General features: G+C 64.2%; 17 protein-coding genes and 2 pseudogenes. 7 read left to right on the top strand and 12 right to left on the bottom strand.

The genetic code is table 11. The features are described from left to right. Positions 1-9: 9 nt before the first annotated feature. The 7 genes and pseudogenes from J1M87_RS00460 to J1M87_RS00430 all read right to left on the bottom strand — a co-directional run bounded on the left by J1M87_RS00460 (position 10) and on the right by J1M87_RS00430 (position 9246). A complete protein-coding gene (locus J1M87_RS00460) occupies positions 10-759 on the bottom strand; it encodes an enoyl-CoA hydratase family protein (protein WP_206486721.1) in 750 nt (249 codons plus the stop codon). After that, positions 759-1919 (bottom strand): acyl-CoA dehydrogenase family protein, encoded by a 1161-nt coding sequence (locus J1M87_RS00455; protein ID WP_206486720.1) that lies wholly within the window; start codon positions 1917-1919, stop codon positions 759-761. Before J1M87_RS00455 ends, J1M87_RS00460 begins: the two co-directional genes overlap by 1 nt. After that, positions 1916-3877: a biotin carboxylase N-terminal domain-containing protein gene (locus J1M87_RS00450; protein ID WP_206486719.1), complete on the bottom strand. Its 1962-nt coding sequence runs from the start codon at positions 3875-3877 to the stop codon at positions 1916-1918. The genes J1M87_RS00455 and J1M87_RS00450 overlap by 4 nt, the downstream gene beginning before the upstream one ends. Before the next feature lie 5 nt (positions 3878-3882). Further along, positions 3883-5481 carry an acyl-CoA carboxylase subunit beta gene (locus tag J1M87_RS00445; RefSeq protein ID WP_206486718.1) on the bottom strand — a complete coding sequence of 533 codons (1599 nt, stop codon included), beginning with the start codon at positions 5479-5481 and terminating at the stop codon, positions 3883-3885. Beyond that, the gene (locus J1M87_RS00440) at positions 5478-6626 is read right to left on the bottom strand and encodes an acyl-CoA dehydrogenase family protein (protein WP_206486717.1); all 1149 of its coding nucleotides are present in this window, start codon (positions 6624-6626) and stop codon (positions 5478-5480) included. The genes J1M87_RS00445 and J1M87_RS00440 overlap by 4 nt, the downstream gene beginning before the upstream one ends. A gap of 155 nt (positions 6627-6781) precedes the next feature. Next, positions 6782-8452 (bottom strand): annotated as a pseudogene (locus J1M87_RS00435) (acyclic terpene utilization AtuA family protein); the annotation flags it as partial. Further along, positions 8449-9246 carry a TIGR03084 family metal-binding protein gene (locus tag J1M87_RS00430; protein WP_206486716.1) on the bottom strand — a complete coding sequence of 266 codons (798 nt, stop codon included), beginning with the start codon at positions 9244-9246 and terminating at the stop codon, positions 8449-8451. The gene J1M87_RS00430 and the pseudogene J1M87_RS00435, both read right to left, overlap by 4 nt. Positions 9247-9346: 100 nt before the next feature. On the opposite strand from J1M87_RS00430, the gene J1M87_RS00425 reads away from it, so the two are divergent. Continuing rightward, positions 9347-10432: an endonuclease/exonuclease/phosphatase family protein gene (locus J1M87_RS00425; RefSeq protein WP_206486813.1), complete on the top strand. Its 1086-nt coding sequence runs from the start codon at positions 9347-9349 to the stop codon at positions 10430-10432. 7 nt (positions 10433-10439) lie between these two features. Next, the gene (locus J1M87_RS00420) at positions 10440-10844 is read left to right on the top strand and encodes an ASCH domain-containing protein (RefSeq protein ID WP_307830699.1); all 405 of its coding nucleotides are present in this window, start codon (positions 10440-10442) and stop codon (positions 10842-10844) included. 64 nt (positions 10845-10908) lie between these two features. On the opposite strand, the gene J1M87_RS00415 is transcribed toward J1M87_RS00420, so the two are convergent. Together J1M87_RS00415 and J1M87_RS00410 are read right to left on the bottom strand one after the other, a co-directional pair. Then, on the bottom strand, positions 10909-11592 hold the full coding sequence (locus J1M87_RS00415) for a class F sortase (RefSeq protein ID WP_206486714.1): 684 nt from the start codon (positions 11590-11592) through the stop codon (positions 10909-10911). Positions 11593-11598: 6 nt separating this feature from the next. Then, positions 11599-13011, bottom strand: a complete 1413-nt coding sequence (locus tag J1M87_RS00410) for an ice-binding family protein (protein ID WP_206486713.1) — start codon at positions 13009-13011, stop codon at positions 11599-11601. 383 nt (positions 13012-13394) lie between these two features. Between J1M87_RS00410 and J1M87_RS00405 the strand changes: the two genes are divergently transcribed. Continuing rightward, positions 13395-14084 (top strand): TetR/AcrR family transcriptional regulator C-terminal domain-containing protein, encoded by a 690-nt coding sequence (locus J1M87_RS00405; protein ID WP_206486712.1) that lies wholly within the window; start codon positions 13395-13397, stop codon positions 14082-14084. Positions 14085-14150: 66 nt separating this feature from the next. Here J1M87_RS00405 and J1M87_RS29375 read toward each other — a convergent pair. The 3 genes and pseudogenes from J1M87_RS29375 to J1M87_RS00390 all read right to left on the bottom strand — a co-directional run. Further along, positions 14151-14714: pseudogene (locus tag J1M87_RS29375) on the bottom strand (alpha/beta fold hydrolase); the annotation flags it as partial. 169 nt (positions 14715-14883) lie between these two features. After that, positions 14884-16578 (bottom strand): MDR family MFS transporter, encoded by a 1695-nt coding sequence (locus J1M87_RS00395; protein ID WP_206486711.1) that lies wholly within the window; start codon positions 16576-16578, stop codon positions 14884-14886. Between the two features lie 106 nt (positions 16579-16684). Further along, positions 16685-17959, bottom strand: a complete 1275-nt coding sequence (locus J1M87_RS00390) for an MFS transporter (RefSeq protein ID WP_206486812.1) — start codon at positions 17957-17959, stop codon at positions 16685-16687. A 96-nt stretch (positions 17960-18055) separates the two neighbouring features. Between J1M87_RS00390 and aroQ the strand changes: the two genes are divergently transcribed. The 4 genes from aroQ (at position 18056) to J1M87_RS00370 (ending at position 21532) form a co-directional block, all read left to right on the top strand. Beyond that, positions 18056-18505 carry a type II 3-dehydroquinate dehydratase gene (aroQ, locus tag J1M87_RS00385; RefSeq protein ID WP_206486710.1) on the top strand — a complete coding sequence of 150 codons (450 nt, stop codon included), beginning with the start codon at positions 18056-18058 and terminating at the stop codon, positions 18503-18505. 46 nt (positions 18506-18551) lie between these two features. Continuing rightward, a complete protein-coding gene (locus J1M87_RS00380; RefSeq protein WP_206486709.1) occupies positions 18552-19322 on the top strand; it encodes a thioredoxin domain-containing protein in 771 nt (256 codons plus the stop codon). Positions 19323-19324: 2 nt separating this feature from the next. Continuing rightward, complete coding sequence (locus J1M87_RS00375; protein ID WP_206486708.1) at positions 19325-19891, top strand: vitamin K epoxide reductase family protein; 567 nt, start codon at positions 19325-19327, stop codon at positions 19889-19891. Positions 19892-20011: 120 nt separating this feature from the next. Further along, the gene (locus tag J1M87_RS00370) at positions 20012-21532 is read left to right on the top strand and encodes an NlpC/P60 family protein (protein WP_206486707.1); all 1521 of its coding nucleotides are present in this window, start codon (positions 20012-20014) and stop codon (positions 21530-21532) included.

The raw sequence follows: 21532 nt of genomic DNA, 5'->3' as shown, positions 1-21532 counted from the left end.
TCCCTCTACTTACTGAGCCGCCCAGGACGGGGACCTCTTCTCCAGAAAGGACATCATCCCCTCTCTGGCCTCGTCCGATGCAAACAACCTGGCAGATTGCTCGGCGACGGCCGTCCCGCGCTCGTCGATCTCGCGCCGGATCGCCGCTGTGGTGAGCCCCTTCGACTCGGCCAAACCCTGCGGCGAGCACTTGCCGAACATGGTCGTGTAGTCGGCAACGGCAGCCGCGGGCGAGTCCTCGGCCGCGGTGATCAGCCCGATGGCCTCCGCGACGGCTCCGTCGAAGGTCTCGCCGGTGAGAAAGTAGCGACTCGCGGCCCGCGATGACAATCGCGGTAGGACGGCCACGGAAATCACCGACGCGGCGAGACCGAGGCGAACCTCGGTGAGTGCGAACGAGCTCTCGGGCCCGGCGACTGCGATGTCGCAGGCCGCGACCAATCCCATGCCGCCGGCTCGCACATGCCCATCGATGCGTGCGATCACGGGCTTCGGGGTGTCGATGATCAACCGCATCACGTCGAGCATCTGCCGAGTACGAAGTTCCGGTGACGAGCCGACCTCGCGCAGATCGGCTCCGGCGCAGAACGTCGTACCTGTGTGACCCAGCACGATCGTTCGGACGGCTCGATCCTGCGCCGCCGCGGTGAATCCGGCGGTGAGCTCCTCGACCAACACCGAGGACAGCGCATTTCGATTCTCCGGCGAATCCAGCGTCACGTACGCTGTCCCGCTTGCCAACTCGTACGTGACCGCCATCAGTAGCTTCTCGGCAGTCCGAGCGAATGCTGGCTCACGAAGTTCAGAATCATCTCTCGACTCACCGGTGCCACACGCGCTATACGGGCGTTCCCGAGCAGCGCCGCCAAGCCGTACTCGCTGGTCAGACCGGCACCTCCGTGGGTCTGGATCGCCTGATCGAGCGCCTTGATGCTGGCCTCGGCGGCAGCGTACTTGGCCATGTTCGCGGCCTCGGCGGCACCGAAATCGTCGCCGGAGTCGTAGAGCACAGCTGCTTTCTGCATCATCAGCTTCGCGAGCTCCAGCTCGATCTTGCACTGCGCCAACGGATGAGACAGTCCCTGATGCGCCCCGATCGGTGCCTTCCAGACCGTGCGCTCATTGGCGTACTTCACCGCGGCGTCGATGGCGTACCGGCCGATGCCGATCGCCATCGCGGCACCGAGAATGCGTTCGGGGTTCAGGCCCGCGAACAGCTGCATCAGGGCGGCGTCGGCCTCGCCGACGAGTGACTCGGCGGGCAGGCGGACGTCGTCGAGGAACAACACGAACTGGTGATCGGGCTCGACGATGTCCATGTCCATCTGTGTCTTCTGCAGACCGGGCGCGTCGGTAGGAACGATGAACAGGGCGGGCTTGAGCTTGCCGGTCTTGGAATCCTCGGTGCGTGCAACGATCAACACCGCATCGGCCTGATCGACACCGGAGATATAGATCTTGTTGCCCTTCAACACCCAATCGTCGCCATCGCGACGGGCCGTGGTGGTGATCTGATGTGAGTTGGAACCGGCGTCGGGCTCGGTGATACCGAAGGCCATGATCTTGGAGCCGTCGGCGAGGCCGGTGAGCCACTTCTGCTTCTGATCGGCTGTGCCGTATCTGCCGATGATGGTGCCGCAGATCGCCGGGCTGACGACGACGAGCAACAGACCGGCACCGTGCGCGGACAACTCCTCCTGGACGAGCGCGAGTTCGTAGATGCCCGCGCCGCCTCCGCCGTATTCCTCGGGCAGGTTGACGCCGAGGAAGCCGAGCTTGCCTGCCTCGTTCCACAGTTCGGTCAGCGGCTCGCCCTTGCGCGCTCTGGGCAACACGTAGTCGATGTAGTTGTACCGCTTGCCCAGTGACGAGACCGCGTGACGCAGCCCCTTCTGCTCTTCGGTTTCGATGAAACTCATGCTTGTTCCTCTCCTACTACTGCCAGAACTTGCCCTACTTCGACTTGCTGACCCTGCTGGACGTTGAGCTCGGTGAGCACACCGTCTGCGGGTGCAGTGATCGTGTGTTCCATCTTCATGGCCTCCAGCCACAGGATTGGCTGGCCCATCGTGACGGTATCGCCCTGCGCTGCAGCAACTCTGATGACACTGCCCGGCATCGGAGCCAACAGCGACCCGGCCGCCACCTCGTCTGCCGGGTCGGTGAAACGAGGTGCCCGAACCAACCGCACCGGCCCGAGAGCGGAGTCGACGAACACAGCCGATCCGTAGCTGTGCACCTCGAAGGTGCGACGAATTCCCCTGTCGTCGAGCGTCACCGACATCGGAGTGTGCTCGACGAGTTCGACATCGTCCAACGACACGCCGTCCACCGAGCAGGTGAGACCACCCCGACCGATCGAGTACTCGACGATGATGTCGTCGTAGGTCTTCCGCTGTGGTTGCGATCGAAGGTTTCGCCACCCCGCGGGCAGTCCCGCATTCACACGGGCCCGCTGCCTGTTGCTCGATGCATCGGCGAGGGCCGCCGCGAGCGCGGACAATTGTTCGGAGCGACCCTGCGCAATCGGTCGGGACAGAACATCGAGGCCGTGGGTGTCGAAGAACGCGGTGTCGGTGTCCCCCGCCAGAAATGCAGGATGCCGCAGAATGTTGACCAGCAGATCACGGTTGGTCTTCAGGCCGTGGATAGTGGCCCGCTGCAGCGCTTTCGCCAGCAGGTTCGCGGCCTGGTCTCGCGTCGGGGCGAAGGAGATGACCTTGGCGAGCATCGGGTCGTAGTGAGTGCTCACCACACTGCCCGTCTCGACTCCGGAGTCCACTCTGATTCCGGCACGAGTGAGCACCTCGAAGTGCGCTCCGGGGATCTCGAATCGGTGCACGGCACCGCTCTGCGGTTGCCAATCCAGAGCCGGATCCTCGGCATAGAGCCGAACCTCGATGGAGTGCCCGCGCGTCGTGGGTTGCTCGGCGGGCAATCGCTGCCCCGCTGCCACCCGAATCTGCAGCGCAACCAGATCCAGACCTGTCGTACATTCGGTGACCGGATGCTCCACCTGCAGACGGGTGTTCATCTCGAGGAAGAAGAAGTTGCCCCTGTCGTCGGCGAGGAATTCCACGGTCCCCGCACCCTCGTAGCCGATGGCCTCGGTAGCCAGTCTCGCCGCCTCGAAGAGTTTCCCACGCATACCGTCGATGCGTTCGACGAGCGGCGACGGCGCCTCTTCGACCACCTTCTGGTGTCGGCGTTGGATCGAGCATTCACGCTCACCCACCGTCCACACGGTGCCGAATCGGTCGGCCATCACCTGGACTTCGATGTGCCTGCCGGTCTCGATGTACCGCTCTACGAATACCGTGCCGTCACCGAATGCCGAGAGTGCCTCCCGCTCGGCCGCTTCGAGTTCGGACTGCAGGTTCTCGAGGCTGCGCACGATGCGCATGCCGCGCCCGCCACCTCCAGCGGAGGCTTTGATCAACACCGGGAGTTCGTTCGCGGTGACCGACGCGGGATCGAGCCGGGTCAACACCGGCACACCTGCGTCGGCCATCATCTTCTTCGACTCGACCTTGGACCCCATCAGTTCGATGGCCTTGACGGGCGGTCCGATCCAGGTCAGGCCCGCGTTCTGCACCTGCTGCGCGAAATCGGCGTTCTCGGAGAGGAATCCGTATCCCGGATGCACTGCGTCGGCTCCGGCCTGTACCGCGGCGGCGATGACGAGGTCACCGCGCAGATAGGTCTCGGACGAGCTGTTGCCGGGTAGGCGTACGGCGGCGTCGGCCTCCCGTACGTGCGGGGAGTTCGCGTCGGCGTCCGAGAACACCGCGACGGTGTCGATTCCTTCGGCTCGGCACGTGGTGAAGACACGTCGAGCGATTTCACCACGGTTGGCTACCAGGATGCTGTTCAGCATGTCTCTCACATCCGGAAGACACCGAAGTTGGCGGTGCCTTCGATCGGGGCAGATGCAATGGCCGACAGGCACATTCCCACTACCGTACGGGTGTCACGGGGATCGATGACGCCGTCGTCGTACAGGCGCCCGGAGAGAAACATCGGCAGCGACTCGGCTTCGATCTGGGCTTCGATCATGGCGCGCAGCCCTGCGTCGGCCTCGGCGTCGAAGGCTTGGCCGCGAGCCTCCGCGGCGGCCCGTCCGACGATGGAAATGACACCGGCGAGTTGCGCGCCGCCCATCACGGCGGATTTGCTCGACGGCCAGGCGAAGAGAAAGCGTGGATCGAAGGCGCGGCCGCACATGCCGTAATGGCCGGCACCGTAGGAGGCACCGAGCAGGATCGAGATGTGCGGCACTGTCGAATTGGAGACGGCGTTGATCATCATCGAGCCGTGCTTGATCATGCCGCCTTCCTCGTACTCTCTGCCGACCATGTATCCGGTGGTGTTGTGCAGAAACAGAAGTGGCGTGTCAGACCGGTTCGCCAGCTGGATGAACTGGGTTGCCTTCTGCGATTCCTCGCTGAACAGCACGCCGCGAGCATTGGCGAGGATGCCGATCGGGTAGCCGTGCAACTGGGCCCAACCCGTGACGAGGGACCCTCCGTACATGGGTTTGAACTCGTCGAAATCCGAACCGTCGACGATGCGGGCGATGACTTCACGTGGGTCGAACGGGATCTTCAGGTCGGTGGGGACGATGCCGAGCAAATCCTCGGGGTCCGCGAGCGGTTCGACGACCTCGGCGCGCGGCTCGGGCCCCTTCTTCTTCCAGTTCAATCGGGACACTATGTTGCGGCCGATCCGGATGGCATCCTGCTCGTCGACGGCGAAGTAGTCTGCGAGACCGGACTTTCGAGCGTGCATCTCGGCCCCGCCGAGTGACTCGTCGTCGGAGTCCTCACCGGTGGCCATCTTGACCAGAGGCGGGCCCGCGAGGAAAACCTTGGACCGCTCTTTGACCATGACGACGTGATCGGACATGCCGGGGATGTAGGCGCCACCGGCAGTGGAGTTGCCGAACACCAGGGCAATCGTGGGTATGCCCGCCGCGGAGAGCTGCGTCAGGTCGCGGAACATGCGCCCACCGGGGATGAACACCTCCTTCTGTGTCGGCAGATCGGCACCGCCGGACTCGACCAGGGAGATGACCGGAAGTCGGTTCTGGGTTGCGATGTCGTTGCCGCGGAATCCCTTCTTGAGGGTCCACGGATTACTGGCTCCGCCGCGGACCGTCGGATCGTTGGCGACGATCAGACACTCGACCCCGCACACCACGCCGATCCCCATGACAGTGCTGGCCCCGACCGGGAAATCGCTGCCCCAGGCCGCAAGTGGGCACAGTTCGAGAAACGCGGAGTCCTCGTCGATCAGCAACTCGATACGTTCGCGGGCGAGCAGTTTGCCGCGCTTGCGGTGCCGCTCGATGTACTTCTCGCCGCCGCCGAGCAGAGCTTTCGAGTGCTCTGCGTCGATCTCGTCGAGCTTGGTGTTCATGGCCTCGACACTCACAGCGAATTGCTCCGAAGTGGTGTCGAGGGTGGACTCGAGCACGCTCATGCCTGATACCCCAATCGTTTTGCTGCCAGTCCGGTGAGAATCTCGGTGGTGCCCCCGCCGATGCCGAGGATGCGCATGTCCCGGTACTGCCGCTCGACCTCGCTCTCACGCATGTAACCGAGTCCGCCGAACAGTTGCACCGCTTGATTGGCCACCCACTCCCCGGACTCGACGGCGGTGTTCTTGGCGAAGCAGACCTCGGCGATGAAGTCCTGGTTCTCCTGCATCGACCGCTCGACCAGCGCGCGGGTATATACCCGCGCGATGTCGATCTTGCGCGCCATTTCGGTGACGGTGTTCTGCACGGATTGCCGTGCGATGAGCGGCTTTCCGAATGTCTCACGATCGCGGACCCACTGCAGCGTCAAATCGAGGCACCGTTGCGCGCTGGCGTAGGCCTGGGCGGCCAGCGCGATGCGCTCGGTGAGAAACGCCTGCGCGATCTGCGCGAAGCCACTGTTCTCGGCCCCGACCAGATTGCGCACCGGAACCCGGGCGTCGACGAACGACAGTTCGGCCGTATCGGAGGCACGCCAGCCCATCTTGTCGAGCTTGCCGGTGACCTCGAAACCGGGCGTCCCCTTCTCGATGACGAGAAGTGATACCCCGGCCGCACCGTCGCCGCCGGTGCGGACCGCGGTGACGACGAAATCGGCTCGGCAGCCGGAGGTGATGTACGTCTTGGACCCGTTCACGAGGTAGTGCTCGCCGTCCCTGACAGCCTTCGTTCTGAGATGGCCGACATCCGAGCCACCACCGGGCTCGGTGATCGCGAGCGAACCGATCTTCTCCCCCGCCAATGTGGGCCGTACCCACTTCTCGATCTGATCGGCATCGCCCGCAGCGATCAAGTGCGGCAAGGCGATTCCGCTGGTGAACAGTGAGGCGAACAGACCACCCGAGGCACCGGCCTGATGCATCTCCTCGCAGATCACCACGGCGTCGGCGAGATCCCCGCCGTCGCCGCCGACCTCCTCGGGAAACCCGGCTCCGATCAAACCGAGCGCTGCGGCCTTCTTGTGCAGCTCACGCGGAATCTCGCCGTCGTTCTCCCACTGATTCAGGTACGGCGCGATGTCCTGCTCCACGAAACTGCGGACGGTCTTTCGGAGCTGCAGACGCTCGGGCGTCGTCCAGATACTCATCCGAGTTCTCCCTTCTTATCAGGTTGTTCCGCAGGCTCCACTCCTGAGCCGCCGGGTCGTTCCGCAGGCTCCACTCCTGAGCCGCCGGGTCGTTCCGCAGGCTCCACTCCTGAGCCGCCGGGTCGTTCCGCAGGCTCCACTCCTGAGCTGTAAGCAAGCGTTTCGGGAATGTCGATGTGCCGTGACCGCAGCCACTCACCGAGCCCCTTGGCCTGTGGATCGAATCTCGCCTGTGATGCGACGCCTTGGCCGAGGATGCCGTCGATGACGAAGTTCACCGCCTTCAGGTTCGGCAGTACGTGCCGGGTTACGGTCAGCGGCTCGGCCTCGGGCAGCATCTTCTTCAGAGTGTCGATCGTCAATGCATGTACCAGCCAGGCGAATTCATCCTCGGTGCGCACCCAGACCCCGACGTTGGCACTGCCGCCTTTGTCTCCGCTTCGCGCAGCGGCGAGGATTCCGAGTGGAGCTCGGATGGTGGGTTCGTGTGGCCTGGGTGTGGGCAGCGCTGGCTGTTCGAGTTCCTCCAGTGCTCGGGTCTGTGGCGACGGGGCGATGACGCTGTCGGTGCCGTCGGCGAAATGCGCGACGTGTGCGATCTCGGCCGCGTCGACGAAGCCGGCGGTGAACACCCCGTACGGGGCTCCGTTTCCCGGCGGCGCGGTCACCGAGAATCCCGGATAGCTGGCCAGTGCGAGTTCTATTGCCACCGAGGAGAACTGACGTCCCACTACGTCGGGGTTGCTGTCGCGGGCCACGCAGCGCAGCAGCGCGCTGGCCGTCTCCTCGGTCTCGGCGTCCGGCTTGTCGGTGCGCACCAGAGTCCAGTCCAGCTCGGCCGGCCGGCTTAACAGCCAGGACTCGAACTGGCGCTGCGCGAGTGCGGCTTTGGCTTCGATGTCGAGACCGGTGAGGACCATCGTGAATTCGTTGCGGAAACCGCCGAGTGCGTTGAGGGAGACCTTGTAAGTGGGCGGCGGAGCCTCTCCGCTCACCCCGGTGATGGACACGCGATCGCTCGATTCTCGAGTCAGGATCGCCGAGTCGATTCGCGCGGTGACATCGGGGTTCGCGTAGCGTCCGCCGGTGATTTCGTAGAGCAACTGAGCGGTGACGGTGCCGACGCTGACCGCGCCGCCGGTGCCCTCGTGCTTGGTGATGACGCTCGAGCCGTCACGGTGAATTTCCGCGATCGGAAAGCCCGGTCGAGACATGTCCGCGATCTCGGTGAAGAACGAATAGTTGCCACCGGTGGCCTGTGTTCCGCACTCGATGACGTGCCCGGCGACGACTGCTCCAGCCAGGGCGTCGTAATCGGTGCGGGCCCAACCGAAGTGTGCTGCTGCAGGCCCGACGATCACGCTGGCATCGGTGACGCGGCCCGTCACGACGACGTCTGCACCGGAGTTCAGGCATTCCACGATTCCCCACGCGCCGAGATAGGCATTGGCAGTCAGTGGACTTCCGAGATCGAGCTCGGCAGCACGATCGAGGAGATCGTCGCCGTCTACGTAGGCGATCTTCGCGCCGGAGTCGAGCTTGTTCAATGCCTCGGCGAGGCCCCGCGGATTGAGTCCGCCGGCGTTCGCCACGATCTTGACGCCCTTGTCCAGGGCCAGGCCCAGACAGTCCTCGGCTTGGCGCAGAAAGGTTTTGGCGTAGCCGCGAGTCGCGTCCTTCATCCGGTCGCGGCCGAGAATGAGCATCGTAAGCTCTGCAAGGTAGTCACCGGTGAGGTAATCGAGTTCACCGCCCTCCAGCATCTCACGCATCGCGGAGATCCGGTCTCCGTAGAAGCCGGAACAGTTGCCGATACGGACTGTCATGCTTTCTCTCGTCCTACTCCGGGAGGGCCTGCGAAGGCTTGGGCGATGGTGAGCCAGTGCAGTGCATCGGCTCCCTCGACCTCGAGGTCGAGGGAGTCGCGATGTGCGCGCTGGGTGACGAGAAGGCAGAAGTCCAGGGCGGGGCCGAGGACACGTTGAGCGGCGTCCTCGGGCCCCCAGGTCCAGAGCTGACCCGACGGTGCGGTGAGCTCGATCCGGAACGGTTCGCTCGGCGGAGCCTGCTGGTTCACCACATAGGCGAAATCTCTTGTTCGGACGCCGATGTGGGCAACCCCGTGGATCCGGTCGGTGGCAGTGCGCGTGATCCCCAGCGCGTCGGCGACGTCCTGTCCGTGTGCCCAGGTCTCCATCAACCGGGCAGTGGCCATCGAGGCGGCGCTCATCGGGGGTCCGAACCACGCGATCTTGGTTCCGGACGGGACCTGTGTCAGGGCCTCGGTCATGGCGCGGCGTCGGGTACGCCAGGTGCTCAACAGGTCCGGATTCCGGGATTCCTCCTCGGCGGCGGCGTCGACGAAGCCGGTGGGGTCCTCCCATGCCTTCTTCAGCGTGACGCCGAACTCTGTTTCGGCCTCGGTATCGCCGGAGGCCGCGGACGTGGTTCGTTCCGCGACGTGATCCGTCCAGGACAGGTGGCCGATCTGGTGGGCGATGGTCCAGCCTGCAGCGGGGGTCGGTGTCGCCCACTGCTCGGAAGTCAGTTCGCCCACGAGCGCATCGAGGTCGTCGCCCTCGGCGCGCAGATCGTCGACGAGGGAGTGGAGGTCTGCCATGGGTTCAGCTTCACAAAGGGTCGAGAAAAAAGCAAGCACGACTGCTTGTTAATTTGTTACCTCGTGTTCGCATGCCGTATTTACGGTGACGAACGTGAAAATGCCGAGACTTGTGACCGTCACCGTCGCCCTCACTGCCGTTGCCCTCACCGTCGCTGCCGCAGGCTGCTCGGCGACAGACGCATCCCCTCCCGGCGGACGCGCCTCCGACGAGAGGACGAGCATCCGGGTCGCAACGTTCAACGCAAGTCTCAATCGACCCGAGGCCGGCCAGTTGGTGGCCGATCTGGCCGGCGAGAACGCACAGGCGCGCGCGGTAGCCGACACCATTGCCGCACACTCGCCGGATGTGTTGCTGATCAACGAGTTCGACTACTCGGGTGACGATGCGGCGAGGTTGTTCGGCGAGAACTATCTCGACAACCAGTACCCGTACTGGTACACCGCGCCCGTCAACACCGGCGTGGACTCGGGACTGGACCTGGACGAGGACGGCGAACTCGGCGGCCCGGGCGATGCCTGGGGATTCGGACAGTTCCCAGGTCAGTACGGGATGGTGGTGTTCTCGAAGTATCCGATCGACACAGATTCGGTGCGCACGTTCCAGAACTTTCTGTGGAAGGACATGCCGGATTCACTGTTGCCACGTGACTACTACGGAGATGACTCCGATGCGCTGCGACTGTCCAGCAAATCGCACTGGGACGTGCCGATCGACGTGAACGGCCGGACTCTGCATGTACTGGCCTCGCACCCCACTCCCCCGTCCTTCGACGGACCGGAAGACCGCAACGGCAAGCGCAACCACGACGAGATCCGACTCAGTGCCGACTACATCTCCGGCGCGGACTACCTCTACGACGACAAGGGCGTGCGCGGCGGACTGGACGAGGGCGCGTCGTTCGTCATGCTGGGCGATCAGAACAGCGATCCGGTCGACGGCGACTCCGTCGAGGGAGCCATCGCGCAGGTTCTCGATCTACCACGAGTACAGGACCCGGCCCCCACGTCCGATGGACACGGCACGGACACAGCCGATTTCGCCGATCCGACGCCGGGAGACCTGCGCGTGGACTACGTGCTTCCCTCGGACGATCTGACGGTGATCGATTCGAAGGTGTACTGGCCGGATCTACCCGAGCACCCCTCGGACCACCGACTGGTGTGGGCCGATGTCGAAATATGATGCTCGAGTGACCGAACTTCCGATCGTCGAATTCGCCTACCCTGGCCCGCTGCGAGAGACCCTGGTTGCGGCTGTTCTGTCCGGCGCCAAGACCAGCACGGCCAGCCTGTTGGTTCAGTACCGGGATGAGGCACTGCCGCGAGTCGGCGACCGCGGTGCGGTGGTGGACTCGGCAGGCGATACGGTCGCGGTAGTCGAAACGATCTCGGTAGAAATCGTTGCACTGAAAGATGTTTCACTGCAGCACGCCCTCGACGAGGGTGAGGGATACGCCGACGTAGCGCAATGGCGAGCCGGGCATGAGCAGTTCTGGCATTCGACGGAGGTCCGCGAAGAACTGGGCGACCCACACTTCACCGTCGACGAGAACACGCGAGTGGTACTCGAGCGGTTCACACTCGTTACGGAGTGAGGGCGGGGCGGCCCCAGCAGGGCGCGATCAGCGCACTACTGCTCGCCGACGTCGGTCGACCAACTCAGACGCGATCGGCGTACACGACGATGTTGTCCTCGTAGCTCGACACGTTCGAGTCGAACGGCCCACCGCACGTGATCAGGCGTAGGCCGGGATGATCGATATCGCCGTACACCTTGTCGGAGGGGAACGCGTCCTTCGCATATTGCTCGACTGCACTGACGACGAACCGGACCGCATTGCCGTCCTCGCTGACGACTGTGACGTCGTCACCCTGTTCGAGATCGTGGAGTCGATAGAACACGCCGGGGCTACCACCCCAATCGACATGCCCGGCCACGATCGACGGACCGAGCTGACCTGGCACCGGCGATCCGGTGTACCAGCCGGCCGGAAAGCCTCCCGCCGGAACCTCCATGGAACCGTCCGGAAGCAGACCGAGGCCCATCACATCCGAATCGACGTCGATCGCCGGAATTTCGACGCGGGCCGGAGGCGATCCGGCGGTCGAGGAAGCCGACGGATCTGCGGCATCGTCGGTCGGTGCCGTTTCTACCGGAACCGAGATGCTCACCGACGGCGAATTGCTCTCGTTATCAACCGAATCCGACGGCGTTGCACACCCGGAAATCAGCAACAGCGACATGAAGGACACTGCCGCCACCGCCCGCAGCACGACCCGATACAGGGTGGTGCTGCGGGCGGGGCAGGCAGGGGCCGAGCGCACCTGCGCGAACGAGCGCATCGAAGATCAGCGCCGACGACGAGTCATCATCGTCACCGAGACCGCACCTACGGTGAGCAACCCGAGCACGGTCCACATCGTCACGACCGACGAATCGGACGACGGCGATGACATGCTGCCGTCACCGGTTTCGACGCCACCATTGGGAATCTGCGTGATCTGACCACCCGGGTTGTACGTGCCCGGCTGATCAGGGCCACTCGGAGTGTTCGGCTGATTTGGTGTGTTCGGCTGGTTGGGAGTGTTGGGCTGGTTGGGAGTGTTGGGCTGATTCGGCGTGTTCGGCTGGTTGGGAGTGTTGGGCTGGTTGGGAGTGTTGGGCTGATTCGGTGTGTTCGGCTGGTTCGGTGTGTTCGGCTGATTCGGTGTGTTCGGGACGCCCGGGATCGGTGGGAGCGTGATGCCGGGAATCGAAGGTAGGCCCGGAATCGGGGGCACATCGATCACGATCGGCGGTGTTCCGCCACCATCACCCGGCGTGCCCGGAGTACCGCCACCATCACCCGGCGTCGTCGTGACGGGCGGCGTGGTCACCGGAGGCGTCGTCGTAACGGGAGGCGTGGTCACCGGAGGCTCCGTCGTGACGGGCGGCGTGGTCGTGACAGGAGGCGTGGTCGTCGGAGGCGTCGTGGTCACCGGAGGCTCGGTTGCCCCACAGCCGGGGTTGGTGATGGTGTTCGAGTCGAGGGTGACGGCACCGTCGAGAGCCAGCAGTCGCCCCTGCACATCGGCATTGATGGTCGCAGTGATCGACGCCCGAGCCATGACCGTTCCCACGAAATCGGTATTGGTACCGAGCGTGGCCGAGCTTCCGACCTGCCAGAACACATTGCAGGCGTTGGCCCCGTTGATCAGCGAGACACTGCTGTCGGACGCCGTGATCAAAGTGGATGCAGCTTGGAAGATGAACACAGCATTGGCGTCGCCCTGCGCATCGAGTGTCAGTGTTCCGGTGAGGCCGAGCGTGCCAGAGCCGTACAGGCCGGCCAGCAGTGTCTGACCACCCAGTTCGACTCCGGTAGAGGTTGCTCCCGGCCGTCCGGCCGCGTCGTCGTACCCGGTACTCAGATCCGCTTTTGCCTGCGCCGCAACCGAATTACGATCGTTGACAACCCCGCTGGTGAGCTCACCCGGCGGGAATCCGGTGATGAACGGTTCGACACCGACGCCAGGGCTCACTCCGATGTTGCCGCCGATTTTCGACGGTCCGGTGTTCGTGATCTTGGAACCGGCCAGCACGGCATAGCTCGCGGCGGTTCCCAGTCCGACGGTAGTCGGCTGAGCGAGCGCGAGAGGGGCATTGACCAGCATCAGTGCGCTGGTTGCGAGAGCGATCGTCCCGGCCAGCGGGACGAGAGCCCGGCCGCGACCGGGGGCGGTGGATGGATGACTGGGCGGCGGAACGTGCATGGATTGCATACCGATCTGCTTGGAGGGTCCGAAGCAGGCGTGTTGTCGGCTTCGGGTGTCAACCGACGAGTTCTCGACGAATTGGTGTGTGCTTCAGTAGATCCGCACCTATCTAGCGTCCGGTCCGTTCATCACTGAGGCGTGGCGAAGAGATACTTCGATGGCGTCGCCGGCCAGCTGTCGGCAGCCGGGCGACAGGAATGTACATCAGCGAAGGCTCGGTCCCACTCCGCGACTAAGAGTTTCCCCGTATCTCTACGGTGTAGGGCTACAGCCCACCACGTGTAGGGTAAGCAGTCAAGCCAAAGTCGTTGTCGAACAACAAGTTTGTTTACGGGTCGCTAAACGGTCGATACGCTTCTCATCGAAACGACGGAAGGCGGTGGGAGCCGATGGCTCCTTCGGACCAATTCTTCTCGAGCTCCAGAGCAAAGATCGATCGTGAGTTCGTGGTGTCAGCGGCACTGTCCATCGTCGACCGAACCGGACTGGAGAGTCTGTCGATTCGGAACCTGGCGGCATCGATCGATCGCGATCCGATGACGGTGTACCGCTACGTTCCCACCAAGGAAGCGCTGCTCGACGCCGTCGCCGATTCCATCCTCCGCACGCTCGTCACGGTCGATGTCGACGATTGCCGGTGGCAAGAGCAATTGAGGACATTCGCTCGGCACTACCGCGAATTGGCCATTGCCCATCCGAACGCGGTGATTCTGCTGTCGACTCGGCCGCAGCGCACCCCTCTCGGCCTGGGCACGTCTCGATCTCTGGCGTCGCTCGAGAGCGTACTCGGCCTGTTGTCCAACGCAGGATTCACTGTGCCCGAGGCACTTTCGACCTATCGGATGCTGAAATCCTTCCTCCGAGGTCACGTGCTGAGCGAGACGCAGGAAGCCGGCAGGAGTGCAGACGAGACCGGCGATCTCGTACGTCTGGCACTACGCCGACTCCCCACCGGCGAATTTCCGCTGCTGTCCACCCTGCCTTCGCTCATCACGGCGTACGACGGTGCCCGCGAGCTCGAGCGGGGACTGGACGTGCTGTTCGAGGGCATCGGCCGAACCGTCGGCCACACAGGCTGAGACGGTCAGATTCGCCGGATCGGCGCGAAGGTCTGCACTGGGTCGTGGGTGAGGAAGTCCAACAGAATCGCGTTGCACAGCGCGGGCTTCTCGACCAGCAACCCATGCGAGGTTCCCGGCACGATCGCCAGTTCGGCGACGGGCACGCTTCGGTAGAACTCGGCCGCGTGCTCGATGCTCACCTCGTCGTCGTCGCCGATCATCACGAGCGTGCGCACCGCGAGCTCGGCAAGGTCGTTCGCCACGAGAGCTGGGGCACTTCGATGCATGTCGTCGAGATCGCGCGCGAATTCGGATCTGTCCGCCCCGCCGGAGACACCCCCGCCCGCCCCACCCATCTCGGTGAAACACGCCCGCTACGCATGCGAGCCGATCCACCAGGTCCGGCCGCTGCAACGCGACGAGGAGAGCCACCACCGCGCCATCGCTGCATCCGGCCAAACGAGCCGGCCCGCCGACGACATTCTCGAGGAACTCGATCATGTCCGACGCCATCGCCGCGAACGTCATGGGCGAAACATTCGCCGTGCGCCCATGGCCTCGGCGTTCCGGCGTGTAGACGCGAAACGCCGAGGCCAGCGACGCCGTGGTGACGTCCAGGGCCGTCGAATCCACCCCACCCGGATGCATCAGCACCACGGGGGCACCCGGCTCAGACCCCTCGCCGGTGTCGGCGAACCAGGTTCGCACCGGACCGAGCTGCACGTAGCCGTCTCTGTGTTTCGTCACATCGAAACAGACCGGGCCCGGCCGCGGAAGTAACCGGGCCGGGCCTCGTCAGAGCACCTCGCGTGCCCTCTTACTTCTCCCCTGCCTGTTCGGCCGCACTGGCCTCCTCGTCCCGCTGCTGCCGAGCTGCAGCCAGTCCCGATTGCGTGCGCAGCGGAACCTCCTTCAGAAAGAGCACCAGTACGAATCCGAGGACCATCAGAATCGACACGGCCAGGAACACGTAGTCCATGGCGTCGGAGAACCCGATGCGGAAAGGCTCGGCGAGTGCGGGTTCGAGCTTCTGGATGAACGAGCTGTCCTGCAACGCACTGCCTGGGACCGAGGCATCACCCGAGGCGATCGCCCGAGCGAAGCCGGATTCGAGTGGATCGGAACTGCCTGCCGCACTCTGCACCGCCTGCTGGAATGCCGGCTTCGAACTCGCGGCCATCAGTGCGTCCCCCGTCTTCGGGGTGAGCTGCGTGAACAGCATCGACAGGAACACCGCAACGCCGACCGTCGCGCCGATCTGCCTGAAGAACGTTGCGGCAGAGGTGGATACACCCATGTCCTTGGGCGGCATCGCATTCTGGATCGCCAGTGTCAGCGGCTGCATCATCGACCCGAGGCCGAGACCGAACAGGCCCATCACGACCATCGTCTGCCACAACGGGGTGTCGGCATGGACGTAGTGGAAGATGAACATCGCAACGGCCATCAGCGCGGTGCCGACGATCGGAAAGATCTTGTAGCGTCCCGTCTTCGAGATCAACCGACCCGACACGATCGAGGCGATCATCAGAGCTCCGACGAGCGGCAAGGTCTGATAACCGGCCAGCGTCGGCGAGGATCCCTTGACCACCTGCAGGTACTGCGGCAGCAGTGAGATGCCGCCGAACATGGCGGCACCCGCGATGACGCTGACAGCAATACACAACGAGAACAATGGGTTTCGGAAGAACCGCATCGGGATCAACGCGTCGTCGCCCATCTTGATCTCCGCGAGCACGAAGGCGAGGACGCCCACGATGCCGACTCCGAAGCACAGCAGGGCGCGCGGCGAACTCCAGCCCCACACGCGTCCTTGCTCGGCGATGATGAGCAGCGGCACCAGGCCCACACCGAGTAGTAGAGCGCCCCACCAGTCGACGCGCGCCTCACGCCGGTACACCGGCAGATTCAGCACCCGCCAGACGACGATGAGCGCGATGATGCCGAACGGGACGTTGATGTAGAAAACCCAACGCCAGCCCGTGATCCCGAGGATCGACGACTGCCCGGCCAGGAGTCCGCCGATCACCGGGCCGAGCACACTCGACGTGCCGAACACCGCCAGGAAGTAACCCTGATACTTGGCTCGTTCTCGGGGCGGCACGATATCGCCGATGATCGCCAACGCCATCGACATCAGTCCACCGGCACCGAGTCCCTGGATGGCGCGGAATGCGGCGAGCTCGTACATCGACGTCGCGATACCGCACAGCATGGACCCGATGACGAAGATCGAGATGGCCGCCATGAAGAACGGCTTGCGGCCGTAGAGGTCCGAGAGCTTGCCGTACAACGGGGTGGACACCGTCGAGGTGATCAGGTACGCCGTGGTGACCCAGGCAAGGACCGAGAACCCGTTCAGGTCGTCGGCGATGGTGCGGACCGATGTCGACACGATGGTCTGGTCGAGGGCAGCGAGGAACATGCCCATCATCAGGCCGGACAGAATGGTCATGATCTGACGGTGCGAATACTCGCCGCTCACGGGAGTCGCTTCTCGCTCGGTAACCATCTCTTTAATACACCTTTACGTAATGCTTGCTTGTGTCCTGCAACGATATTGGACCAACAGCATGCGCGCAGAATCGCATCGGTGCAACGAGATATCGGGAGGTCGTTCACCTACCCCTGATTCGGTCACGCACCTCACGCATCGTGTGCGGGTGGATGCCCTCCGCAGCGAGCACCTTCCTGGTCTCCCGACGCGTCGACAGAACACCGATGATGGCGACGATCCACACCGGGAACTGAGCGAGCATCGCCAACCGAAAGGCGTCGAAGGAGTAGCCGCCCGCCGCATCGAGAATCCAGCCGATCGCAGCGATGACCAACAGCGACGCCGAGAAACCGCCGATGTTCACCATCCCCTGCGCCGTCCCCAGATTGGCACTCGGATTGAACGTGCGGGCGTAGTCGAAGCCGATCACCGAACCGGGGCCACCCACCGAGATCACCACCACGAGCAGCACCAACAACCACAGCGGAGCAGGACCTGGTAGCGCCAACACGATCGCCCACATCGTGGCGTTACTGATCATGATCGCCAGCACCAGCCACGACCGTCGCATCGGATAACGCCCGGTGAGCAACCCCAAGACGATGCCCGACGCCACCGCGGACAGCACCGACACCGTCAGCAACGCACCGGCCGTCGACGCCGACAGCCCTTGCGCCGAGGTCAGGTACGGCACCCCCCACAGCAACGCGAACACCGTGATCGAGAACTGGGTGCCCATGTGGGAGAAGAAGCCGAGCCGGGTTCCCGGCCGGCGCCACACCGCAACGATGGAGGCAAGGGTGCTCCGCAGCGACGCCGACTGGGGTTCCGCGGTCACCGCTCCACCGTCCGGGCGATCTCGAACGAACGCGAGCACCAGCACGAGAGCGAGCAGTCCCAACGCTGCCGCGCTGCCGAACGCGAACGTCCAGCCCGGGCCGTTCAACAGAATCAGGAACGGAACCGCCGAGAGCACCTGCCCGAGTTGCCCCAGCAGACCGGTCAACTGGGAGACGATCGGCACCCGACGCGGCGAGAACCAGTGCGGTACCAAGCGAAGCACCGAGACGAAGGTGAGTGCGTCACCCACGCCGACCAAGGCGCGCGCGGCAACCGCGACCGGCAGCGAATCGGTGAGCGCCAACGTGATCTGCGCCGACCCCATGATCAACGCGCCCGCCGCGATCATCCGTCGTGATCCGATCCGGTCCAGCAACACCCCGGCCGGGATCTGCATCCCCGCGTACACGATCACCTGAAGCACCACGAACGAGGACAGCAGCGACGGTGACACCGAGAACCGATCCGCAGCGCTGAGCCCGGCGACCCCGAACGACGTCCGATGCAGCACCCCGACCACGTAGGCGAACACACCGATGCCCCACACCAGCCACACGGACCGTCCAGTACTCACGGGACGATTGTGTCAACACCACTGTGCAAGGATCGGACCCGGTAGTACGCATTTTCCAGATTTGTTCGCGGCAAGAAAGTGAGTGACGTCTTGGCCAAGCAGGTGCTGGTACTCAACGGTCCGAATCTGAACATGCTCGGCACTCGGCAGCCGCAGGTGTACGGCCACGCCACCCTCGCCGACATCGTCGCGCTGTGCGAGCAGTCCGCTGCTGCCCACGGCCTCACCGTCACCGCCGAACAGTCCAACCACGAAGGCCAGCTCATCGACTGGATCCACCAGGCCCGCGGGGTGGCGTCGGGCATCGTCATCAACCCGGGCGGATTGACCCATACCTCCGTGGCGCTGCGCGACGCCCTCGTCATCCCCGAAGTGCCGATCATCGAGGTCCATATCAGCAACGTGCACGCCCGCGAGGAGTTTCGGCACCACTCGTTCGTCTCCCCTATCGCCAGCGGCGTCATCGCCGGACTCGGGATCGACGGGTACCGATTCGCCATCGAACGGCTCGCCACTCTCCTCGGTTGACCCAGCTCTCATCAAGTGCTCAGGATCGACTGCCTACACTGGCCGCGTGAACACGAGCAAAAAAGCCTCCAAAGGCAACGGGGCATCCAAAGACATCAGGGCCATGCAGAACGGCGACAAGAACCGCCGCACCCTGATTCAGATCCTCGTCGCCGTGGTTCTGATTGCTCTGGTAGCGGCAATTGCTCTGTTCATCGTCAACAACAGGTCGACGTCGGGCGACGCGTCGACCGCCACGAGCTCCGCTCAGGGGCCACAACTGACGCCCACCTCCCTGACCGACAACGGGGCCATCCGCTTCGGCAATCCCGATGCCACCACCGTGATCAGCGTCGTCGAGGACTTCCAGTGCCCGGCGTGCAAGGCCTTCGAGTCCACCAGCGGATCGACACTTCAGCAGCTGGCCGACGCAGGCAACGTCGCCGTGGACTACCGCCCCATTGCGATCCTCGACCGCTTCTCCAACGGCGCGATGTACTCGACGCGGGCGGCAAATGCCTCGATCTGCGTCGCCGAGAACGATCGAGACAGCTGGATGAACTGGCACACGACGATGTTCGAGAAGCAGCCGCCCGAGAACGGCACCGGCCTGCCCGATGACGAGCTCGTCGCCATCGCGGCATCGGCAAGAGCCGACTCCCCCGAAACCGCGTCGTGCATCACCGATGGCAGCTACACCGATTGGGTCACCAGCCAGACGCAGTCCGTCATCAGCGAGGGCATCAACGGGACGCCGAACGTGCGCGTGAACGGCACCGAGATCAGTAACCCGACGCCGGAGAACATCCTGGCGGCAGCGGCCGCGGCCGGCAACTGACCATGAAGGCCCGCGCCGGTGCGGTAGTTTTCACTGCCTTCAGCGCTCTCGGTCTGCTCGCCGCGCTGACGCTGACCATCGAGCGCATCAAGTTGCTCGAGGACGCGTCGTACGTGCCGTCCTGCAGCCTGAACCCCGTGCTCTCCTGCGGTTCGGTGATGGTGACCAAGCAGGCGGCGCTGTTCGGATTTCCCAACCCCATCCTGGGCATCGTCGCATTCTCGGTCGCACTCGTGGCAGGCGTTCTGCTGCTCGGCCGCATCGAACTGCCCCACTGGTTCTGGCTGGGAATGAGCGCGGGCCTGTTGCTGGGTGAGGTGTTCATCCACTGGCTGATCTTCGAGAGCCTGTACACGATCAATGCGCTGTGCCCTTACTGCATGGTCGTGTGGACGGTGACGATGCCGCTGTTCGTCTTGGCCCTGAGCCGACTGATCACGCGCGAGAACCCCGGCACCGTCGGCCGTCTCTTTCTCGAATGGCGGTGGACCCTGCTGGCTGTGTGGTACGCAATCGTCATCGCGCTCATCGGGATCCGCTTCTCGGACTATTGGGCGTCCCTGTTCTGAACAGTTTCGCAGTTCTCATGAGTCGATCGGCCTCACCGTGCATGATGGGTACAGCACCCGAGTGAGCCTGATCACACCTGCTGGCTCGGGGGAGATCGTTCGAGTAGCAGGAGTCGATACATGGCAGGCGATCCCATCGCAGTCATCGTTGCCGTCATCGTGTCCGCCGCGGGTGCCGTCGCTGGAACGGACGCCCCGGCTCCGTTACAGAATCAGACGGTGAAGGACCAGGCCGCTGATATCGCGGCCACCGCCGAAGACCAAGCGAAGACCATGACCGATCAGTGGGACGAACTGCTGGGCAGCATGCCCGAGCCCGCCGCAGAGGTTGCCGACCGCACACTGACCGACGCCGCCGAGGGACTGCACACCGCCGTCGAACCGATGCTCCCCGATCTTCCGACGGTCGCCGAGATCGAGACTGCGGATGCCGACGCGACCGCACCCGACTCGGCCCCGGGCACGGCAGCCGAAACCCCTGGCGGCGCAACTGCGGCGACGACTGCTCCGGCGGCCCAGTCCAACGCCCCGCTTCCGTTCAGTGTGTTCTCCTCGAATGCAGCGACGCCGAATGCAGCGACGCCGAATCCGCTGTCCACCGCTGCCGCCGCCCTCGGCACAGGTGCGGTGCAGTTCGCCGGGCGGACGTATTCCGCCGTCGATCTCGCCACCCAGACCGCATTCATGGCCTCGGCCGAGGCCATTCGGCGCGCATTGTTCCCCGGGCAGCCTGCGACGTTCACCGGCATCAACCTGAGTCCGGTGGGAGCCATCACCGCCTTCGTGCCGTGGCTGCAGAAGGCAGGCACCATCTGCGGGGGTGTCAAAGCCACCACGATTGCCGCCCTCTACGCCGCCGAAAACGGTTTCAGGTACGGCCCTACCGCGCCGGTCTCGAGTACCGGCGCGCGAGGACCAGGGCAATTCATGCCGAGCACCTGGGCGACCTACGGCAAGGACTACGACGGAAACGGCGTCGTCGACGTCAACAGCATCGGTGACGCGGTGATGGCGTCGGGCACATTGCTGTGCGATATCTACGGGCAGGTCGAAGGTTGGAAGCGTGAGGGCAAGGTATCCGGCGATACGCTCGACCTGACTCTCGCCGGGTACAACGCGGGGGCGGGAGCGGTGCTGCGTTCCGGCGGTATGCCATCGGGCACAGTCGATTACGAGACGCAGACCAAGCCGTATGTGGCACGCATCCGGGCGACCGAGGCACAGTTCGCCGCGATCCTGACCCCGTTCGCCGGTCTCGATCTCACCGGAATCGGTGGCCGGGCAGTGCAATTGGCGATGGACTACCTGGGACTGCCCTATGTCTGGGGAGGCGGAAACATCAACGGGCCCTCCGGCGGAGGATTCGACTGCTCCGGACTGACCTCGTACGCCCTGTTCAAGGCATCGGGCGGAAAAGTGACACTGCCCCGCACGTCGGAGACGCAGTGGAACGTCGGCACCGAGGTTCCGATGGAACTCGCCCAACCCGGTGATCTCCTCTTCGGAAACTGGGGACCTGCGGGCCCGGGCCACGTGGCGATCTACATGGGCAACGGCCAGATGGTGCATGCACCCACCACCGGCGACGTCGTCCGGGTGGCACCGGTATTCGACGGAATGCGAGCCCGCCACATCATCTGA

The sequence above is a fragment of the Rhodococcus sp. KRD162 genome (assembly GCF_017168335.1).
Classification (GTDB): domain Bacteria; phylum Actinomycetota; class Actinomycetes; order Mycobacteriales; family Mycobacteriaceae; genus Rhodococcoides.
The sequence above is the reverse complement of the archived record's forward strand: the minus strand, read 5'-3'. Positions and strand labels throughout refer to the sequence as shown.